Raw genomic sequence first — 16,078 nt, forward strand, 5'->3', positions numbered from 1 at the left:
GAGCTTACTCGCCGGTAGTCAGAAAAGAATCGTCGCGAACGTCTCGATGGTGCGGAACCCGACGCGTTCGTACGCCGCCCGCGCCGGCAGGTTGAACCCATTCACGTACAGCGTCACCACCGGCGCGATCTGCCGGGCCAGCTCGACCACCGCCGCCATCCCCGGCGCGGCCAGCCCGCGGCCACGGAACTCCGGATCCACCCAGACCCCTTGGATCTGGCAGACCCCGGTGCCGACCGACCCGACCTCGGCCTTGAACACCACCCGGCCGTCCTCGATCCGCGCGAACGCCCGCCCGGCCCGGATCAGCTCGGCCACCCGCGACCGGTAGAACGTCCCGTCCGGCCCGGTCTGCGGCGGTACGCCGACCTCCTCGGTGTACATCGCCACACACGCCGGGTACAGCACCGGCAGCTCCACCGGCTCGACCGCGCGCACCAGCGGATCCGGCTCGATCAGCGGCGAGCCCTCGATCACCATGAACGGCTGACTGTCCCGTACCTCGCGGGCGGGTCCCCAGTGCGGTTCGAGGATGCGCCACAACTGGTCGACGGCGTGTGCCTGGCCGAGGATCTGGAAACAGTTCCGGCCCCGGCGCAGCGCGTACGCCGCGAACGCGCGCAGAGCGGGATCGTCCGCGCCGACCGGCACCATGTTGCCGCCGGCGTGACACAGGGCCTCCAGCGCACCCTTCTCGACGTACCCCCAGACCTCCGCGCCGCGGCGCGGGTCGAGTCCGGACGCCTGGACGAGGCTGTCCACGAACACGTTCACGACTGGGTCGCGGGCGATGACCGCACGCGCCGCCGCGAGGTCACGAGGACCGAGAACCCGTACGCCCACGCGCAGAACCTAGCGGATACTCACCGTCCGGGCATGCAAGGGGCCGGTCAAACCGCGGCCTGGTCGGGTTCCGGATCGAGTCCGCCGGCGGCACGTCGCAGTGGTGAGGTCCACGCGACCAGTACGGCGACGAAGCCGGCCAGCCCCATCAGCACCATGCCGGCCCGGATACCGAACTGCTTGCCGAGGATGCCGCCGAGCACCGAGCCGAGCGTCCAGCCGACGCCCCACGACAACATCCGCGCCGCCGTGTTGACCCGGCCGAGCAACTGCTCCGGAGTGACCTGCTGCCGGTACGAGATCGCGTTGACGATCACCAACATGTACGCCGATCCCCACACCAGCAACGCGAGCGCGGCCGCGATCCACCCGGGCGCCAACGGCGAGAGGACGCCGGCCAGCGCCGAGACCGGGAGCGCGTAGAGCGTGATCGCCGCCGGCTGCAGCCGTTTCAGCAACTTGGGCAGGCCGACGGCTGCGATCAGGCCGCCGATCCCCCACGTGCCCCACACGAGTCCGAACCGAAGTCCCGACGTACCGACGTGCAGGACCTGGTCGCACCAGACCACGATCAGCGCCATGAATCCACCGCCGCCGAACGACTGCAGGCTGCCGACGAGCGTCATCGTCCGCACGCCCGGATGCCGGACCAGGTAGCGGAGGCCTTGGGCGATGTCGGCCAGGACCACTCGCGGACGCAGCGGCGGCAGTCCGTCGCGCCGCTCGGACAAGGCGCGGATGATCCCGCGTACGGCGAGGGCCGAGGCGACGAAACTCAGTGCGTCGAGCGTGAGCAGCGTGGCCGGACTCAGCACCGCCAAGGTCAAGCCTGTCAGCGGTGGGACGAACAACTCGATCAGACTCGAGGCCGTCCAGACCGCCGAGTTCGCCTGCGCCACCTTGGCCCGGCCGACGAGCACCGGCAGGGCGCCGAAGTTCGCTCCGTCGAAGAACGTGTAGACGCTTTGCACGGTGAACGCGACCACGAGCACCTGCGCGACGGTCAGCACGCCGAGCAGGTGGGCGACCGGGATCGACCCGATCAGCACCGCGTTGACCAGATCCGAGGTCACCATCACCCGGCGCCGGTTCCACCGATCGGAGAGGGCGCCCGCGAACAGACCGGTCAGCAGGTACGGCGCTGATTCGAGCGCGGTCACCAACGCCGTCAGAAGGGTCGAACCGCTCAACCGGTAGACGAGCACCGGCAACGCGATCGCGGTGACCATCGACCCGGTGATCGACAGCGCCCGGGCCAGCCAGTACCGCCGGAAGTCCGGGTCGTCGCGCAGCCTCGTCATGGCGGAATCTTCCAACTTCACGTCCGGTGGAGGTCAATGACCATCCACATCAGCTCGACGCCGAGATCCCGGTCCGGTGTCTCGTGGGCCTCGGTGAACCCGTGGGCCCGGTAGAAGCCGATCGCCTTCTCGTTGCCGACCAGGACGTCCAGCAGCAGCTGCGTCGTACCGTCCGGAAGCGCGGCGATCGCGGCGTCGAGCAGTGCCTTGCCGACGCCCTTGCCCTGATGCTCGGGCAGCACGTACAGCTTCCACATCACCCACGAGTCGCCCTCACGCCCGAGACCGACCATCCCGACCAGGTCGTCGCCGTCGGCCGCGACCAGGGTGATCCCGTTGCGGATCCCCCATTCGACGGCCTCCGGCGACCACCACTGGGTGACTCCGTGGTTGATGAACTCCTCGGACGCCAGGCCGGCGTACGCGACCGGCCAGGTCGTCACCCCGATGTGCCGCACCGCCTCGACCTCGGAGAGCTCGGCCCTTCGTACCTCGATCACCCGTGCACCACCACCGTCTCCCCGTCCGGATCCACGATCTCCAGCCGGTCGCCCGTCCGGTTCGCGGCGTACCCGGCGTCGACGAGTCGCCGCAGGACGTCGTCCAGATCCTCGGTGGTGGTGAGCTCCAGGCGGACGGCGTACGCCGTACCCGGGCCGAAGTAGACCCGCTGGTCGGTCCCGATCACCTCGAGGACCCGCTCCCAGGCGGCCTGGTCGGCGCCGGACAGGCGCGGAGTCACCGACCACCGCTTGTCCGGGGCGGTCTCATGCACCTTGTAACCGTAGAGGTCGTCGTGGCGATCGTCGATCCATAACTTCGTCCCGTCCGGTCCGGTCGCCGACAGCACCCGCCCGAACGCCTCGTCCCACACCGTCGCATCGTCGTACCCGGCGCTCTCGAGGGTCACCTTCAGCTCGTCGATGTCCGCCGCCTCGAACGTCAGGTTGGTCCGCCCGGACGGACTGCGGGTGTCGCTGGTGGCGGCATCGTGCAGCGAGACCGCTCCCCGGCCGGCCAGCAGGACGGTCCAGCCGCCGCGCTCGGACTCGATCCGCGACCGCAGCCCCAGCGTCTCCAGGAACGCGCGCATCGCATCCACGTCCGCCGTGAACCGCAACGGCCTGATCACCACGTCGTTCATCCTCGGGCCTCCCCATGCTTGTCCAGGAACTCGGTCAGCGCCTGCTCGACCAGCGCGGACAGACTCGCCGTCTCGTCGATCGCCTTGTGCTTCACCCGCCGCACCAGCTCCGGCGGCAGGTACACGTTGAACTGCACCTTCTTGTCGCGCTCACTCACCATGGCTATATTGCTAGCATCCTAGACAGCTAATCGTCAACAGCCGACGGCGATCGCTGATCGCCGTCGGCTGGTCGACTCAGACCGCGGCGAGCAGGGCGTCGTCGAGTTCCTTGAGGAGTTTGTGCTTCGGGCGGGCGCCGACGACGGACCAGATCACCTCGCCGCGGTGGAACAGCATCAGTGTCGGCAGTGCCATCACCCGGTAGCGGGCCGAGACGGCCGGGTTCTCGTCGGAGTTCAGTTTCAGCACGGTCAGCTGATCGTTGCGCTCGGCACCGATCTGGGCGAGCACCGGTGCGATCTGGTGGCAGGGCGGGCACCACTGGGCCCAGAAGTCCACCAGCACTGGCTTGTCGGCGCGCAGTACCAGTTCGTCGAAGGTCGACTCGTCGACCGTCCGCAGATCACTCATCGTTGGTTCGTCCTCCAGCTCTCGGCATCGGTCAGGAGGTCGGTCAGCCGGGCCCGCAGGTCGGTGAGTTCCGCGATCCGCCGGTCCACGTCGGCGATCCGGGTCCGGTACGCCGTCAGCGACGCCGGGCAGACATCCGCCCGCTCGTTGCCGGCCCGCAGGCACTCGATGAACGGGTACGTCTGCTCCGCGGTCAGCCCGAGGCTCAGCAGCGCCTTCACCTCGCGGACCACGACCACGTCGTCCGCTTCGTACGACCGGTAGCCGTTGGCCTCCCGGCGTGGCTTGAGCAGCCCCTGCGACTCGTAGTACCGCACCGCCTTGACCGTCACTCCGGCCTCGGCCGCCAGATCGCTGATCCGCATCCCGCCTCCTTCACCCCGACGCTAAACCTTGACCCCAGGGTCAAGGTCAAGCCAGCGTAGCCCGGAGGGCGTCAATGGCCGCGGAACGCCTCCTCCAGCCACCACGACGGGTGGTCCGCGACGACCTTCGCGTCCACGAGCATCGGCGCCGACCGTGGTCCGTCCAACCACTCCGTGACCGCGGCGAGATCGCCGACGGTGCGTACGGTCGCAGCCTTGAAGCCGTAGCCCCGGCCGATCGCGGCGAGATCGGTCGGCGGGAACGTCACCGTGTCCAGCGGGTACCCACCGGGACCGAAGTGGTGCACCTCGGCGCCGTACGCCTCGTCGTTGTACACGACCACCAGCATCGGCAGGCCGAGCCGGCGGACGGTGTCCAGCTCCGCGGCGCTCATCAGCGCACCGCCGTCGCCGAGTGCGGCGACGGGCAGCCGGTCCGGCTGCGCCAGCGCGGCACCGATCGCGGTGGCCAGCCCCAACCCGATCGACTGGAACGCCTGGGTGAAGCAGAGGCCGTTCTCGTCCGGCACCGAGAGGTAGGCGCTCGGGTAGCCCATGAAGTTGCCCGAGTCGACGGCGAGGACGCGTTCGGCCGGCAGGAGGTCGTCGAGCGCGATGCTGAGCGTCCGTGGGTCGATCCGCTCCGCCGTACTCGTGTCGTCGTACGCGACGTCCCGCCAGCGCACACTGCCGGGCTCGGTCGTGCGAAAGCCCACCCGCTGCTCGCCGAACGCGTCGAGCACCATCGTCGCGGTGAGCTCGACGTCGCCGGTGACGCCCAGCTGGATCTCGCGATGCACGCCGAGCGCCGACGCGTCGTCGTCGACCTGCACCACGGTCGCGTCGGGTCCGATCAGCTGACCGTGCCGCATCGTCCACATGTTCAGCGCGCATCCCCAACCCACAATGAGGTCGGCCTCGCGGATCAGCTCGGCGGTCCGGGGCGAGGCGAAGCCTCCCGAGATCCCGAGCGACCAGGGGTTGCCGTTGAACAGACCGTGCGCGACGGCCGACGTCGCGAGGAGCGCGCCACAGCGTTCCGCCAGCAATTCAAGGGCCTGTCGATGTCCACGGGACCCGCGTCCCGCGACGAACACCGGTCGCTCCGCGCGACGCAGCAGGTCCGTCAGGGTCGCGACCTCGGAGGCGTCCGGCACGACCGCGTCGCGTACCGGCGGTTCGACGGCCGTTGCCTCGGCGGGAATCTCCAACGCCTGCACGGGAAGCGGAACGTTCAGCAGCACCGTACGGCGTTCACGAACGGCCGTCGCGACCGCTTGTTGCGCCGCCGCCACCGCGGTCTCCGCCGAGGTGATCCGCACCGGCACCGCACCCACCGAACGGGCGAGCGCGTCCTGGTCGACGTAGAAGTTCGACCGCGGCTCGGTGACGTCGGCCGCCACGACGACCATCGGCGTCCGGCTCTTCGCGGCCTCGGCGATCCCGGTCATCGCGTTCGTCAGGCCGCAGCCCTGATGGACCGAGAGCGCGGTGACCGTCCCGCTCATCCGCGCGTACGCGTCGGCCATCGTGGCCGCGCCGCCCTCGTGCCGCGCGGCGACGAACCGCGCGCCGCCGGCCACCATCGCGTTCGTCAGGTGGAAGTTGCCCGACCCGATCACGCCGAACACCTGGCGGACGCCGGCGGCCGCCAGCGCGCGACCGACGGCGACCGCGACGTTCATCGGCGTTCGACCAGCGCGAGCACTCGTGCGGGAGCGCCGGAACCGCTGACGATCGGCAACGGTCCGGCGATGACGACAGCGCCGGTCGGCGGCAGCGCGGCGAGGTTCTGCAACTGCGTCAACCCGTACTTGTCGCTGCCCATCAGGTAGGAGTGGCACGGGAACGGCGGGTCGAACGAGTGCGCCTTCCCGGCGTCGGTGCCGACGGTCTCGACACCGAGGCCGAGGACGGGCGACTCTTGCGCGACCCAGCGCGCACACTCCGGCGACAGGCCCGGCGTGTGCGGCCCGGTCTCGTCGGCGTTGAGGAACGCCTCCTGCGAGTGCGACCGCGCATCCCACCCCGTGCGTACGAACAGCCAGCCACCATCGGGCAGCGGGACGTTCTCCGCCTCCCAGGCCTTGAGGTGGTCGACCTCGACGAGGAAGTCGGGGTTCTTCTCGACTTCGGCGGTGAAGTCGAGTACGACGGCCGGCGCGATCAACCGGTTGACCGGGACCGACGCCACGTCGGCGAGGTCCTTGCCGGTGACCCAGTGGTTCGGCGCGTCGAAGTGGGTGCCGGTGTGCTCGCCGCTGGTGAAGTTGTTCCAGTACCACGCCGGCCCGCGGTCGTCGTACCTGCTGATCTCGTCGAGTGCGAACCGCGCCGTCTGCCCGAACTCCGGCGGCAGCTGGATCACCGGCGTCGACGCGGACAGCGGCGACGTCAGATCCACCACCTCGATCGAGCCGTCGGCGAGCGCTGCGACGAGTACCGACAAGGGCGACGAGCCGGTCATGCGGACCTCCATGGGAAAGACGATGAACCTTGACCCCAAGGCCAGGTCAGCATAGACCGCATGCTGCTGGGGATCTTTCGTTCGCCGGGACTCCCGTCCGGCGGACGGCTGGTCGAGCGGACCGCGGTCCGCGGTGTGCTCTTCCGCGGGCGCGAGTTGCTGCTGCTCGCCTCGCGCCACGGCGACTACAAGTTCCCCGGCGGCGGTGTCGAGCCCGGCGAGTCGTTCGAATCGGCGTTGCGCCGCGAGTTCCGCGAGGAGTGCGGGTACGCCGACGTGGTGGTCGGCGAGGAACTCGGCACGACCCGGGAGGAGGTGCCTGCGGCCGAGCCGGAGTACGACATCTTCGGCATGACCTCGTACTACTTCGTGTGCTCCGGCGGATCGCCAGCCGGAGACCAGCAACTCGAGGGCTACGAGGCCGACCTGGAGCTGACACCTTCGTGGGTGGAGGTGGACGAGGCGCTGGCCGCGAACCGCCGGGTGCTGGCGAGCGGTGTCGGGGTGATGCGCTGGCTGGTGCGGGAGACCGCCGTGCTCGAGTGGCTCAGCGCACGAAGTCGCTGACCCACTCCCCCAGCACCTTCGCGCTGGCGTCGACGAGCGCCGGCCAGTCCAGCGCCGCCTCGTCGGCCGAGTCCGACACATGCTTCACGACCCGCACCGGCACACCGAACTCACGGCACGCGTAGACGACGCCGTACGCCTCCATGTCCACCAGATCCGCCCGCTCCGCCAACCGCGCCCGTACGACGGGATCCGTCACGAACACGTCCCCCGACGCAAGCACCGTCCCGTCCCCACCTTCGACGTGCAGCTCGTCCTGCGGGTCCAGGCCGATCGCCCGAATCGCCTCCGCATTCACATCGTGGTTGATGACAGTGCTCGGCAAGTACAACCCCGCCAACCCATCCCTGAGCGCGCCGGTAGTCCCAACATTCAGCACCACCAGGTCAGCCGTATCCCGCCCCACCAACGCCCGACTAACCGCCACCGCCGCCGCAGTCTTCCCCACCCCAGTAACGATCACCGGCACCCCCTCCGGCACATACCGAGCCTCCCCGGCAACAGCACTCACCACCAGGTACTCGGTCACCTCAGAGCGATCCCTTCGGCACGACCCACTCGACCGGCTGCCCCGTGATCTTCGCGATCCGGTCATAGTCCTCGTCGTAATGCAGCACCGTCAGCCCCGCCAACTCGGCGGTCGCCGCGATGACCAGGTCCGGCAGTTTGAAGTTCCGACGGTGACTCTTCTTGGCAAGTGACCGGTGGACGTCCAGCGCACGGTCCATCGCCTCGGCCGTGACGTCCACCCACCGCTGTCCGTGCAGCGTCGCCCACAGCCGCTCATACGACTTGGGGTCGGGAGCGTTGTTCAGGCACTCGAGGAGCACCATCTGGCAGAACGCCAGCCGCCCCTCGATCAGCAGGCTGTCGAACCTCTTCTTCACGTCGTCGTGACGGCCACGGAGGACGAAGACCGTCGTGTCCGCCAGGTAAGCGGCGCCGGCCATCATGCGGAGCGCGCCTCCCGGGCGTCCTTCTCCAGCCGGCTCAGGTCACGCCCACCGCCGTACCGCCATCCGTCCGGGGACTGGCTGAAGTCCAGGTCCACCTCGTCGAGCGTCTCGATCAGCTCCTTCGCCCGCCTGCGATCGGCGAACTCGCGGAGGGCGGCGTTGATCGTCTCGACCTTGCTGTCAGTGCCCAGCTCGGCGCGCGCGGCCTCGAGCCACTCGTCGTTCACGTCCACGGAGATGCGCGTCATGACATCGACAATACACCAGCCAATGCCAATCTATGGCACCAACTGGAGCCGCATCAGTGCACCAAGATCGGTGAGATCTTGGTGCAGGTCAGCTGACGGTGACAGTGGGGTCGCCTGAGCCGGCTAACTCGCCCATTTGTTCGGCGATGCGGAGGGCTTCTTCGATGAGGGTTTCGACGATGGCGGATTCCGGGACGGTCTTGATGACCTCACCCTTGACGAAGATCTGGCCCTTGCCGTTGCCGGAGGCGACACCGAGGTCGGCCTCGCGGGCCTCGCCGGGGCCGTTCACGACGCAGCCCATGACGGCGACGCGGAGCGGGACCTCCATGCCTTCGAGGCCGGCGGTGACCTGCTCGGCCAGGGTGTAGACGTCCACCTGGGCGCGGCCGCAGGACGGGCAGGAGACGATCTCGAGCTTGCGCTCGCGCAGGTTCAGCGACTGCAGGATCTGCAGGCCGACCTTGACCTCCTCGACCGGCGGCGCGGACAGCGAGACCCGGATGGTGTCGCCGATGCCCTTCGACAGCAGCGCGCCGAACGCGACCGACGACTTGATCGTGCCCTGGAAGGCCGGCCCGGCCTCGGTCACGCCGAGGTGCAGCGGCCAGTCGCCCCGCTCGGAGAGCAGTTCGTACGCGCGGACCATGACGACCGGGTCGTTGTGCTTGACCGAGATCTTGAAGTCGTGGAAGTCGTGCTCCTCGAACAGCGACGCCTCCCAGACGGCCGACTCGACCAGCGCCTCCGGCGTCGCCTTCCCGTACTTCTGCAGCAGCCGCGGATCCAGCGACCCCGCGTTCACACCGATCCGGATCGACGTCCCGTGGTCCTTCGCGGCGGCCGCGATCTCCTTCACCTGGTCGTCGAACTTGCGGATGTTGCCCGGGTTCACCCGGACCGCCGCACAGCCCGCCTCGATCGCGGCGAACACGTACTTGGGCTGGAAGTGGATGTCCGCGATCACCGGGATCTGCGAGTGCTTCGCGATCTCCGGCAGCGCGTCCGCGTCGTCCTGCGACGGGCAGGCCACCCGGACGATGTCGCAGCCGGCCGCGGTCAGCTCGGCGATCTGCTGCAGCGTGGTGTTGACGTCCGCGGTCAGTGTCGTCGTCATCGACTGCACCGAGATCGGCGCGTCGCCACCGACCAGCACCTTGCCCACCTTGATCTGGCGGGTCTTGCGGCGCGGGGCCAGGGTCGGCGGCGGCAGCGCGGGCATGCCCAGGTTGATGCTCATGAGTCCTTAACCGTTGGTGAGGAGGGTCAGCCGTTGAAGAGCTTGATCGGGTTGACGATGTCGGCGATGACGAGCAGCACGCCCATCACCACGATGACACTGGCCGCGACGTACGCGATCGGCAGCAGCTTGGCGACGTCGACGTACCCGGGGTCGGGCCGGCCGCGCAGCTTCGCGAAACCACGCCGGATCCCTTCCCAGATCGCGCCGATCATGTGGCCGCCGTCCAGCGGCAGCAGCGGGATGAAGTTGAACAGGGCAAGGAACAGGTTCAGCGAGGCGAGCAGCGAGACCAGGAAGGCGATCCGCTCGCCGCCGGTGAGCGACTGGTTCGAGGCGATCTCGCCGGCCACCCGGCTGGCGCCGACGACGCTCATCGGGCTGTCCTCGTCGCGGTTGCCGCCGACGATCGACTTGGCCACGCCGACCAGCTTCTCCGGGAAGTTCCCGATCGCCTTGACCGTGGCGACGGTCAGCTCGCCCATCTTGTTGACGACGAACCCGAAGTCCTGCCGCTCGAGCTTCATCTCCGGCGAGACGCCGAGGAACCCGACCGAGACGATCTTGTCCGAACCGGCCTCGTCGGGCACCTGGTTGACGATCGTGTTGGTCTGCAGGGTCACCTGCTGGCCGTTGCGCTCGACAACGATCGTGGCGGCCTTGTCGGTGTTCGCCCGGATCAGCGGGGTGAGCTGGTCCCAGCTGGTGATCTGCGTGCCGTTGAAGGACTCGATCCGATCGCCGACCTGGAACCCGGCCTGCTTGGCCGGCGAGATCTTGTCGGCGTCGGTGCACTTGCGGTCGGCGGTCGCCTGCGACGCCGGGATCACGCAGTCGGTGACCGTGGCCACACTCGTCTGCGCGACGTTGGCGCCGTACAGCATGAACAGGCCGCCGAACAGGACGAACGCGATCACGATGTTGACCATCGGCCCGGACGCCATCACGATCAGCTTCTTCCACCACACCTTCTGGTAGAAGAGCCGGCCGTCGTCCTCGGGCGCGATCGTCTCGTACTCCGCGGACCGCGCGTTCTCCACCATCGACTGGATCGGGCCGGTGTTCGCCTTGCGCACCTTCGTCGGGTCCTCACCCTTCGACGGCGGCATCATCCCGATGATCCGGACGAAGCCACCGGCCGGGATCAGCTTGAAGCCGTACTCGGTCTCGCCGCGCTTGGTGGACCACACGGTCCGGCCGAAGCCGACGAAGAACTGCGTCACCTTCATGCCGAAGGCCTTGGCGGGCACCATGTGACCCAGCTCGTGCAGGGCCACCGAGATCAGGATCCCGGCGACGAACAGCACGATGCCGAGGATGGTGAGAAGCGCGGTCATGCCTTCGTGGTCTCCTGTAAGCCGGTGAGCTCGCGGGCCCGCGCGCGGGCCCAGCCGTCCGCGGCGAGTACGTCGTCGATGGACAGTTCCTCATACGAGGGTACGTCGTGTTCGGTCACCACCCGGGCCACGGTGTCGACGATCGCCAGGAAGGGCAGCCGCCCGTCCCGGAACGCCTGCACGCAGACCTCGTTGGCGGCGTTGTAAACGGCCGGCGCGGTCCCGCCGCGGGTCCCGACCTCGCGGGCCAGCTGCACCGCCGGGAACGCCTCGTCGTCGAGCGGCTCGAACTCCCAGGTGCTCGCGGTGGTCCAGTCGCAGGCCGCCGCGGCGTCCGGAATCCGGTCGGGCCAGCCGAGGGCGAGCGCGATCGGCAGCCGCATGTCCGGCGGCGAGGCCTGCGCCACGGTCGAGCCGTCCACGAACTCCACCATCGAGTGCACGATCGACTGCGGGTGCACGACCACCTCGATCCGGTCCATCGGCAGGCCGTAGAGCAGGTGTGCCTCGATCACCTCGAGGCCCTTGTTCACCAGGTTGGCCGAGTTGATCGTGATCACCGGACCCATGTCCCAGGTCGGGTGGTTCATCGCCTGCTCCGGGGTGACGTCGGCCATCTCGGCGCGCGACCGGCCCCGGAACGGCCCGCCGCTCGCGGTGACCACGAGCCGCTTGACCTCGTCCGCCGTACCGCTGCGCAGGCACTGGGCGATCGCGCTGTGCTCGGAGTCGACCGGCACGATCTGGCCCGGCTTCACCCGGCGGGTGACGATCGGGCCGCCGATCACCAGCGACTCCTTGTTCGCCAGCGCCAACGTCGTTCCCGCGTCGAGCGCCGCGAGCGTCGGCCGCAGCCCGACCGAGCCGGTGATGCCGTTGAGAACCACGTCACACGGCATGGCCGCCAGCTCGCTGGAGGCGTCCGGCCCGGTGATGATCTTCGGGATCCTGAACTCGCCCTGCGCGTAGCCCTTGCGCTGTGCCTCGGCGTAGAACGCGAGCTGCAGGTCCTGGGCCACGGTGGCCTTCGCCACCGCGACCACCTCGACACCGAACTCCAGCGCCTGCTCCGCCAGCAGTGCGACGTTGTCGCCGCCGGCCGAGAGCGCGAGCACGTGGAACCGGTCCCGGTTACGCCCGATCAGCTCGAGCGCCTGGGTACCGACCGAGCCGGTCGAGCCGAGGATGACGACGGTACGCGGGTTCACGGCGCCATTGTTCCAGGTGTGCACCCATGGTGACGATCCGGTGCGATCACGACAGGTACAGGCGCAGCGGCAGGCTCCCGAGCCGGATCTCGTCACCGTCACCGACCATGGCCGTCCGGACCGGTACGCCGTTCACCCGGGTCCCGTTGGTCGAGCCGAGATCGCGCACCTCGTAGGTGGCCGGGTCGATCCGGAGCAGCTCCGCGTGGTGCCGGCTCACCTCCGGACGGTCCAGGATCAGATCGCAGTCCGGCGCCCGCCCGATCCGCGCCAGGTCCAGGAGCGGTACTACGTCGCCCTCCGGCCCGACCAGCACCGGCTGCGGCCCGGCCTCCAGTGCCGACGCGATCTCCGCGACCCCAGCGGTGTGGATCGGCAGCGAGACGATCAGGTCGTCGCCCTTGTCCACGTGCAGGTTGTGCTGAGCGCCGTATCCCTGCAGGACGTCGTCGTGCTCGTCGATGACCACCGCGGACACGTGGTAGTAGCCAGGGGGCAGTTGCACGTACGCCGCCCCGCCGAGCGACGTGGTCAGCACCAGAGCGTCGTACTCGCGGTGACTGACATCGGTGATCGTGATCAGGACCGGGTTGTGGGCGGTGAGGTGCGCCTCGGCCCCGGTGTCGCCGGGAGTGAACTCCACTGTCAGCAATGGGGCCGGACGGACCTCTTCGAGCCCGACCAGCCGGTCGACGGCCGCCATGGTCCCAGCGGGGATCGACAGCGGCACGTACTGGCCGTGCGACCGCACCAGGACGTCCAGCCGCGGCGGCCGGGAGCGGTCCTTGCGGCGCGCCAGCAAGTAGGCACTCACCATGCCTTTGCCGAAGACGAACGCGACATCCCCCACCACAGCCCGCACGAATCCGCTGGTCGGCTCCATAGGCACCCCCAGGGATTCAGTATCGCGGAACCGCCACTCCGGTACGGCGGAACACGGTGTGCCGCGCTGCCGCTACCTTGGCGCCCATGACAACCGTCCTGATCATCGAGAACGATCCCGGCAGCGGCCCGGGCCGGTTGCTCGACTGGCTCGACGCGCGGGGGTTCTCGCCCGTCATCGTGCGCGCCTGGGCCGACGAGCCGATCCCGAACCGCGCCGACGACCACGCGGCCCTCATCCTGCTCGGCGGCGGGCTGCTGCCCGACGCCGACGACACCTCCGCGTGGCTGAAGGCCGAGCGCGAACTCTTGCGGATCACGACCGAGCAGGAGCGCGTGCCGGCTCTGGGGATCTGTCTGGGCGGACAGTTGCTGGCGCACACGTTCGGCGGTGAGGTCCGCGGGCAGTACGGCCTGCCGGAGAAGGGCGTGACCGAGCTGACCCTGCTGCCCGGTGCTGTCGATGACCCGCTGCTGGCCGGTCTGCCGCCGACCGTGCGCGCGATCGAGAGCCATCAGGACCAGATCACCCGGCTGCCGGCCGATGCGGTCCGGCTGATGTCCAGCGAGCGCTGTCCGCATCAGATGCTGCGGATCGGACGCAGCTGGGGTGTCCAGTTCCATCCGGAGGTCGGCGCCGACCGCGTACGACGCTGGGACCCCGAGCGGCTGCGGTTCCTCGGGTTCGATCCCGAGACCGTGTTCGCCGAGGCCGAGAAGTACGACGCGGAACTCGAGCAGACCTGGTCGGCGATGTTCGGCCGGTTCTTGGACGGCGCGAGCTGAGTCGGCGCTACCTTTGGGGGCATGAGTCTGGAGCAGCCGCCGCCTGGGCATCGGGCGTCCGACAACGACCGCGAACGTGCCGCCGCCGTGGTCCAGGAAGCACATGGCGACGGACGGTTGGACTTCGAGGAGCTGGACGAACGGCTGACCCAGATCTACTCCGCGAAGACCCAGCTCGAGCTGCGCGACGTGACCGCCGACCTGGTCCCGGTCCGCTCCGGCAGCAACGCGGTCGAGGTCACCATTCGCGCGTCCCACAGTGCCCAGAAGCGTGAGGGCGCGTGGCAGGTGCCGGAACGCGTGGTCGCGGCGGCGGAGCACTCGTCGCTCCGGCTCGACTTCACCGACGCGGTGATCCGGTGGCCCGAGGTCGAGGTGCGCGCCGACATCCAGCACAGCTCGATGGTGATGATCGTGCCGGAGGGCTGGCTGGTCTCCATCGACGACGTGGAGCTGTCGCACGGCTCGTCCAAGAACAAGACGACCGCCGCCACTCCGAACGGCGTCCACCTGCGGGTGACCGGTCGCGCGAAGCACAGCTCGTTCGTCGTACGCCATCCGCGCAAGCGCCACTGGTGGTGGCCTTGGTACCGGAAGTGATGCACAGGCCTGATTGCGGTTAGCGTTTGGGCATGACCGTTTCGCTGGATCTCGTCGATGTCGACTCGCTGCTCACCGAGGAAGAGGTCGACGTCCGTGCGACCGCGCGGCGGTTCGCCGACGAGCGGTTGCGGCCGTCGTTGCCGGAGTGGTTCGAGTCCGCGTCCATTCCGGCCCGGGAGCTGGCGAAGGAGCTCGGCTCGCTCGGGTTCCTCGGGATGCACCTGACCGGGTACGGCTGCGCCGGGCTCGGACCGGTCGCCTACGGGCTGGCGTGCCTGGAGATTGAGGCGGCAGACTCCGGGATGCGCTCGCTGGTCTCCGTGCAGGGGTCGCTCGCGATGTACGCGATCTGGAAGTACGGCAGCGAGGACCAGAAGAACGAGTGGCTGCCGCGGATGTCCGCGGGCGAGGCGATCGGCTGCTTCGGCCTGACCGAGCCCGACTTCGGGTCGAACCCGGCCGGCATGCGGACGAACGCCCGCCGCGACGGGGACGACTGGGTGCTGAACGGCTCGAAGATGTGGATCACCAACGGCTCGGTCGCCGACGTCGCCGTGGTCTGGGCCCGGACGGACGAGGGCGTGCGCGGCTTCGTCGTACCGACCTCCACTCCTGGGTTCTCGGCGCCGGAGATCACGCGGAAGATGTCGCTGCGGGCCTCGGTCACGTCCGAGTTGGTGCTCGAGGACGTCCGGCTGCCGGCGTCGGCCCAGCTCCCCGAAGCGCAGGGGCTGTCCGGGCCGCTCGGCTGCCTGAACGAGGCCCGGTTCGGGATCATCTTCGGCGCGATGGGCGCGGCGCGCGACTGCCTGGAGACGGCGATCGGGTACGCCGGTGAGCGGATCGTGTTCGACAAGCCGTTGTCCGGCTACCAGCTGACCCAGGCGAAGATCGCCGACATGGCGGTCGAGCTGAACAAGGGCATCCTGCTCGCCGTGCACCTCGGCCGATTGAAGGAGAAGGGCACCCTCCGGCCGGAGCAGGTCTCGGTCGGCAAGCTCAACAACGTCCGCGAGGCGATCGCGATCGCGCGGGAGTGCCGGACGATCCTGGCCGCGAACGGGATCAGCGGCGAGTACCCGATCATGCGGCACGCGAACAACCTCGAGTCGGTCCTCACCTACGAGGGCACCTCGGAGGTGCACCAGCTCGTGATCGGACAGGCGCTGACCGGCCACGCCGCGTTCCGCTGACCGGCGGCGCATGCTGCCGGCGCACTCTGGGCACAGGAGGTGAAGACCGTTACTCCGAGTGTCCGGAAGGAGCAGGTATGCGGATCGGGGCCGGAATCGCCCTCATCGTCGTCGGCGCCATCATCGCCTTCGCCGTACGGGACACGTCCGACACGCTGAACCTGACCGCCCTCGGGATCATCATCATGCTGGGTGGAGCCGCCGGGATCTGGGTCTCCTACCGGCTCGCCAACCCGCGCCGGCGCGGGGATGTCAGCGTCATCGACCCGGAGGTCGAGAAGCAGTACCGCACCGCACCGCCGGAGCAGGTGGCCGACGACCCGATCGACGTCACGCCGACGCATCTGCGCGACAAAGACACATAG

The 16,078-nt window shown here is 69.1% G+C and carries 21 protein-coding genes; 5 read left to right on the forward strand and 16 right to left on the reverse strand.

Annotated features, from left to right (window positions below; translation table 11 throughout):
- Positions 1-18 precede the first annotated feature (18 nt).
- The 9 genes from ACZ6O0_RS18780 to ACZ6O0_RS18820 form a co-directional block, all read right to left on the reverse strand.
- The gene (locus ACZ6O0_RS18780; protein ID WP_465766181.1) at positions 19-843 is read right to left on the reverse strand and encodes a GNAT family N-acetyltransferase; all 825 of its coding nucleotides are present in this window, start codon (positions 841-843) and stop codon (positions 19-21) included.
- Positions 844-890: 47 nt separating this feature from the next.
- Positions 891-2,144 (reverse strand): MFS transporter, encoded by a 1,254-nt coding sequence (locus ACZ6O0_RS18785; RefSeq protein ID WP_465766182.1) that lies wholly within the window; start codon positions 2,142-2,144, stop codon positions 891-893.
- A gap of 17 nt (positions 2,145-2,161) precedes the next feature.
- The gene (locus ACZ6O0_RS18790; protein WP_465766183.1) at positions 2,162-2,644 is read right to left on the reverse strand and encodes a GNAT family N-acetyltransferase; all 483 of its coding nucleotides are present in this window, start codon (positions 2,642-2,644) and stop codon (positions 2,162-2,164) included.
- Positions 2,641-3,288 (reverse strand): VOC family protein, encoded by a 648-nt coding sequence (locus tag ACZ6O0_RS18795; protein WP_465766184.1) that lies wholly within the window; start codon positions 3,286-3,288, stop codon positions 2,641-2,643. The genes ACZ6O0_RS18790 and ACZ6O0_RS18795 overlap by 4 nt, the downstream gene beginning before the upstream one ends.
- On the reverse strand, positions 3,285-3,449 hold the full coding sequence (locus ACZ6O0_RS18800) for a ribbon-helix-helix protein, CopG family (protein WP_465766185.1): 165 nt from the start codon (positions 3,447-3,449) through the stop codon (positions 3,285-3,287). Before ACZ6O0_RS18800 ends, ACZ6O0_RS18795 begins: the two co-directional genes overlap by 4 nt.
- 76 nt (positions 3,450-3,525) lie before the next feature.
- Positions 3,526-3,861: a thioredoxin gene (gene trxA / locus ACZ6O0_RS18805; protein ID WP_360371021.1), complete on the reverse strand. Its 336-nt coding sequence runs from the start codon at positions 3,859-3,861 to the stop codon at positions 3,526-3,528.
- On the reverse strand, positions 3,858-4,226 hold the full coding sequence (locus tag ACZ6O0_RS18810; protein WP_465766186.1) for a MerR family transcriptional regulator: 369 nt from the start codon (positions 4,224-4,226) through the stop codon (positions 3,858-3,860). Before ACZ6O0_RS18810 ends, trxA begins: the two co-directional genes overlap by 4 nt.
- Positions 4,227-4,297: 71 nt before the next feature.
- Entirely contained in the window at positions 4,298-5,911 is a 1,614-nt protein-coding gene (locus ACZ6O0_RS18815; protein ID WP_465766187.1) for a thiamine pyrophosphate-binding protein, read from the reverse strand.
- A complete protein-coding gene (locus ACZ6O0_RS18820) occupies positions 5,908-6,693 on the reverse strand; it encodes a cyclase family protein (RefSeq protein WP_465766188.1) in 786 nt (261 codons plus the stop codon). Before ACZ6O0_RS18820 ends, ACZ6O0_RS18815 begins: the two co-directional genes overlap by 4 nt.
- Positions 6,694-6,753: 60 nt before the next feature.
- On the opposite strand from ACZ6O0_RS18820, the gene ACZ6O0_RS18825 reads away from it, so the two are divergent.
- Entirely contained in the window at positions 6,754-7,260 is a 507-nt protein-coding gene (locus ACZ6O0_RS18825) for an NUDIX domain-containing protein (RefSeq protein ID WP_465766189.1), read from the forward strand.
- On the opposite strand, the gene ACZ6O0_RS18830 is transcribed toward ACZ6O0_RS18825, so the two are convergent.
- The 7 genes from ACZ6O0_RS18830 to ACZ6O0_RS18860 all read right to left on the reverse strand — a co-directional run bounded on the left by ACZ6O0_RS18830 (position 7,241) and on the right by ACZ6O0_RS18860 (position 13,132).
- Complete coding sequence (locus ACZ6O0_RS18830; protein WP_465766190.1) at positions 7,241-7,855, reverse strand: nucleosidase; 615 nt, start codon at positions 7,853-7,855, stop codon at positions 7,241-7,243. The two genes, ACZ6O0_RS18825 and ACZ6O0_RS18830, sit on opposite strands and share 20 nt — an antisense overlap.
- Complete coding sequence (locus ACZ6O0_RS18835; RefSeq protein ID WP_465766191.1) at positions 7,791-8,213, reverse strand: PIN domain-containing protein; 423 nt, start codon at positions 8,211-8,213, stop codon at positions 7,791-7,793. The genes ACZ6O0_RS18830 and ACZ6O0_RS18835 overlap by 65 nt, the downstream gene beginning before the upstream one ends.
- Positions 8,210-8,464: a type II toxin-antitoxin system VapB family antitoxin gene (locus ACZ6O0_RS18840; protein ID WP_465766192.1), complete on the reverse strand. Its 255-nt coding sequence runs from the start codon at positions 8,462-8,464 to the stop codon at positions 8,210-8,212. Before ACZ6O0_RS18840 ends, ACZ6O0_RS18835 begins: the two co-directional genes overlap by 4 nt.
- A gap of 88 nt (positions 8,465-8,552) precedes the next feature.
- Entirely contained in the window at positions 8,553-9,704 is a 1,152-nt protein-coding gene (gene ispG / locus ACZ6O0_RS18845) for a flavodoxin-dependent (E)-4-hydroxy-3-methylbut-2-enyl-diphosphate synthase (protein WP_465766193.1), read from the reverse strand.
- 26 nt (positions 9,705-9,730) lie between these two features.
- Positions 9,731-11,041: a M50 family metallopeptidase gene (locus tag ACZ6O0_RS18850; protein ID WP_465766194.1), complete on the reverse strand. Its 1,311-nt coding sequence runs from the start codon at positions 11,039-11,041 to the stop codon at positions 9,731-9,733.
- A complete protein-coding gene (gene dxr / locus ACZ6O0_RS18855) occupies positions 11,038-12,249 on the reverse strand; it encodes a 1-deoxy-D-xylulose-5-phosphate reductoisomerase (protein ID WP_465766195.1) in 1,212 nt (403 codons plus the stop codon). The genes ACZ6O0_RS18850 and dxr overlap by 4 nt, the downstream gene beginning before the upstream one ends.
- Before the next feature lie 46 nt (positions 12,250-12,295).
- Positions 12,296-13,132 (reverse strand): FHA domain-containing protein, encoded by an 837-nt coding sequence (locus ACZ6O0_RS18860; RefSeq protein ID WP_465766196.1) that lies wholly within the window; start codon positions 13,130-13,132, stop codon positions 12,296-12,298.
- 86 nt (positions 13,133-13,218) lie between these two features.
- Between ACZ6O0_RS18860 and ACZ6O0_RS18865 the strand changes: the two genes are divergently transcribed.
- The 4 genes from ACZ6O0_RS18865 to ACZ6O0_RS18880 all read left to right on the forward strand — a co-directional run bounded on the left by ACZ6O0_RS18865 (position 13,219) and on the right by ACZ6O0_RS18880 (position 16,078).
- Positions 13,219-13,917, forward strand: coding sequence for a type 1 glutamine amidotransferase (locus ACZ6O0_RS18865; RefSeq protein WP_465766197.1), 699 nt, complete (start codon positions 13,219-13,221; stop codon positions 13,915-13,917).
- 21 nt (positions 13,918-13,938) lie between these two features.
- The gene (locus tag ACZ6O0_RS18870) at positions 13,939-14,517 is read left to right on the forward strand and encodes a DUF1707 SHOCT-like domain-containing protein (RefSeq protein WP_465766198.1); all 579 of its coding nucleotides are present in this window, start codon (positions 13,939-13,941) and stop codon (positions 14,515-14,517) included.
- 32 nt (positions 14,518-14,549) lie between these two features.
- Positions 14,550-15,713 carry an acyl-CoA dehydrogenase family protein gene (locus ACZ6O0_RS18875; RefSeq protein ID WP_465766199.1) on the forward strand — a complete coding sequence of 388 codons (1,164 nt, stop codon included), beginning with the start codon at positions 14,550-14,552 and terminating at the stop codon, positions 15,711-15,713.
- Between the two features lie 77 nt (positions 15,714-15,790).
- Positions 15,791-16,078 carry a DUF6458 family protein gene (locus tag ACZ6O0_RS18880; RefSeq protein ID WP_465766200.1) on the forward strand — a complete coding sequence of 96 codons (288 nt, stop codon included), beginning with the start codon at positions 15,791-15,793 and terminating at the stop codon, positions 16,076-16,078.

Source organism: Kribbella sp. NPDC048837, assembly GCF_055586945.1.

Bases quoted from the DNA above. Each gene is read 5' to 3' on its own strand.
- ACZ6O0_RS18785 (WP_465766182.1), bottom strand. From the start codon at position 2,144: ATGACGAGGCTGCGCGACGACCCGGACTTCCGGCGGTACTGGCTGGCC.
- ACZ6O0_RS18795 (WP_465766184.1), bottom strand. From the start codon at position 3,288: ATGAACGACGTGGTGATCAGGCCGTTGCGGTTCACGGCGGACGTGGAT.
- ACZ6O0_RS18800 (WP_465766185.1), bottom strand. From the start codon at position 3,449: ATGGTGAGTGAGCGCGACAAGAAGGTGCAGTTCAACGTGTACCTGCCG.
- trxA (WP_360371021.1), bottom strand. From the start codon at position 3,861: ATGAGTGATCTGCGGACGGTCGACGAGTCGACCTTCGACGAACTGGTA.
- ACZ6O0_RS18810 (WP_465766186.1), bottom strand. From the start codon at position 4,226: ATGCGGATCAGCGATCTGGCGGCCGAGGCCGGAGTGACGGTCAAGGCG.
- ACZ6O0_RS18815 (WP_465766187.1), bottom strand. From the start codon at position 5,911: ATGAACGTCGCGGTCGCCGTCGGTCGCGCGCTGGCGGCCGCCGGCGTC.
- ACZ6O0_RS18820 (WP_465766188.1), bottom strand. From the start codon at position 6,693: ATGACCGGCTCGTCGCCCTTGTCGGTACTCGTCGCAGCGCTCGCCGAC.
- ACZ6O0_RS18825 (WP_465766189.1), top strand. From the start codon at position 6,754: ATGCTGCTGGGGATCTTTCGTTCGCCGGGACTCCCGTCCGGCGGACGG.
- ACZ6O0_RS18830 (WP_465766190.1), bottom strand. From the start codon at position 7,855: ATGACCGGATCGCGAAGATCACGGGGCAGCCGGTCGAGTGGGTCGTGC.
- ACZ6O0_RS18835 (WP_465766191.1), bottom strand. From the start codon at position 8,213: ATGATGGCCGGCGCCGCTTACCTGGCGGACACGACGGTCTTCGTCCTC.
- ACZ6O0_RS18840 (WP_465766192.1), bottom strand. From the start codon at position 8,464: ATGACGCGCATCTCCGTGGACGTGAACGACGAGTGGCTCGAGGCCGCG.
- ispG (WP_465766193.1), bottom strand. From the start codon at position 9,704: ATGAGCATCAACCTGGGCATGCCCGCGCTGCCGCCGCCGACCCTGGCC.
- ACZ6O0_RS18850 (WP_465766194.1), bottom strand. From the start codon at position 11,041: ATGACCGCGCTTCTCACCATCCTCGGCATCGTGCTGTTCGTCGCCGGG.
- ACZ6O0_RS18860 (WP_465766196.1), bottom strand. From the start codon at position 13,132: ATGGAGCCGACCAGCGGATTCGTGCGGGCTGTGGTGGGGGATGTCGCG.
- ACZ6O0_RS18865 (WP_465766197.1), top strand. From the start codon at position 13,219: ATGACAACCGTCCTGATCATCGAGAACGATCCCGGCAGCGGCCCGGGC.
- ACZ6O0_RS18870 (WP_465766198.1), top strand. From the start codon at position 13,939: ATGAGTCTGGAGCAGCCGCCGCCTGGGCATCGGGCGTCCGACAACGAC.
- ACZ6O0_RS18875 (WP_465766199.1), top strand. From the start codon at position 14,550: ATGACCGTTTCGCTGGATCTCGTCGATGTCGACTCGCTGCTCACCGAG.
- ACZ6O0_RS18880 (WP_465766200.1), top strand. From the start codon at position 15,791: ATGCGGATCGGGGCCGGAATCGCCCTCATCGTCGTCGGCGCCATCATC.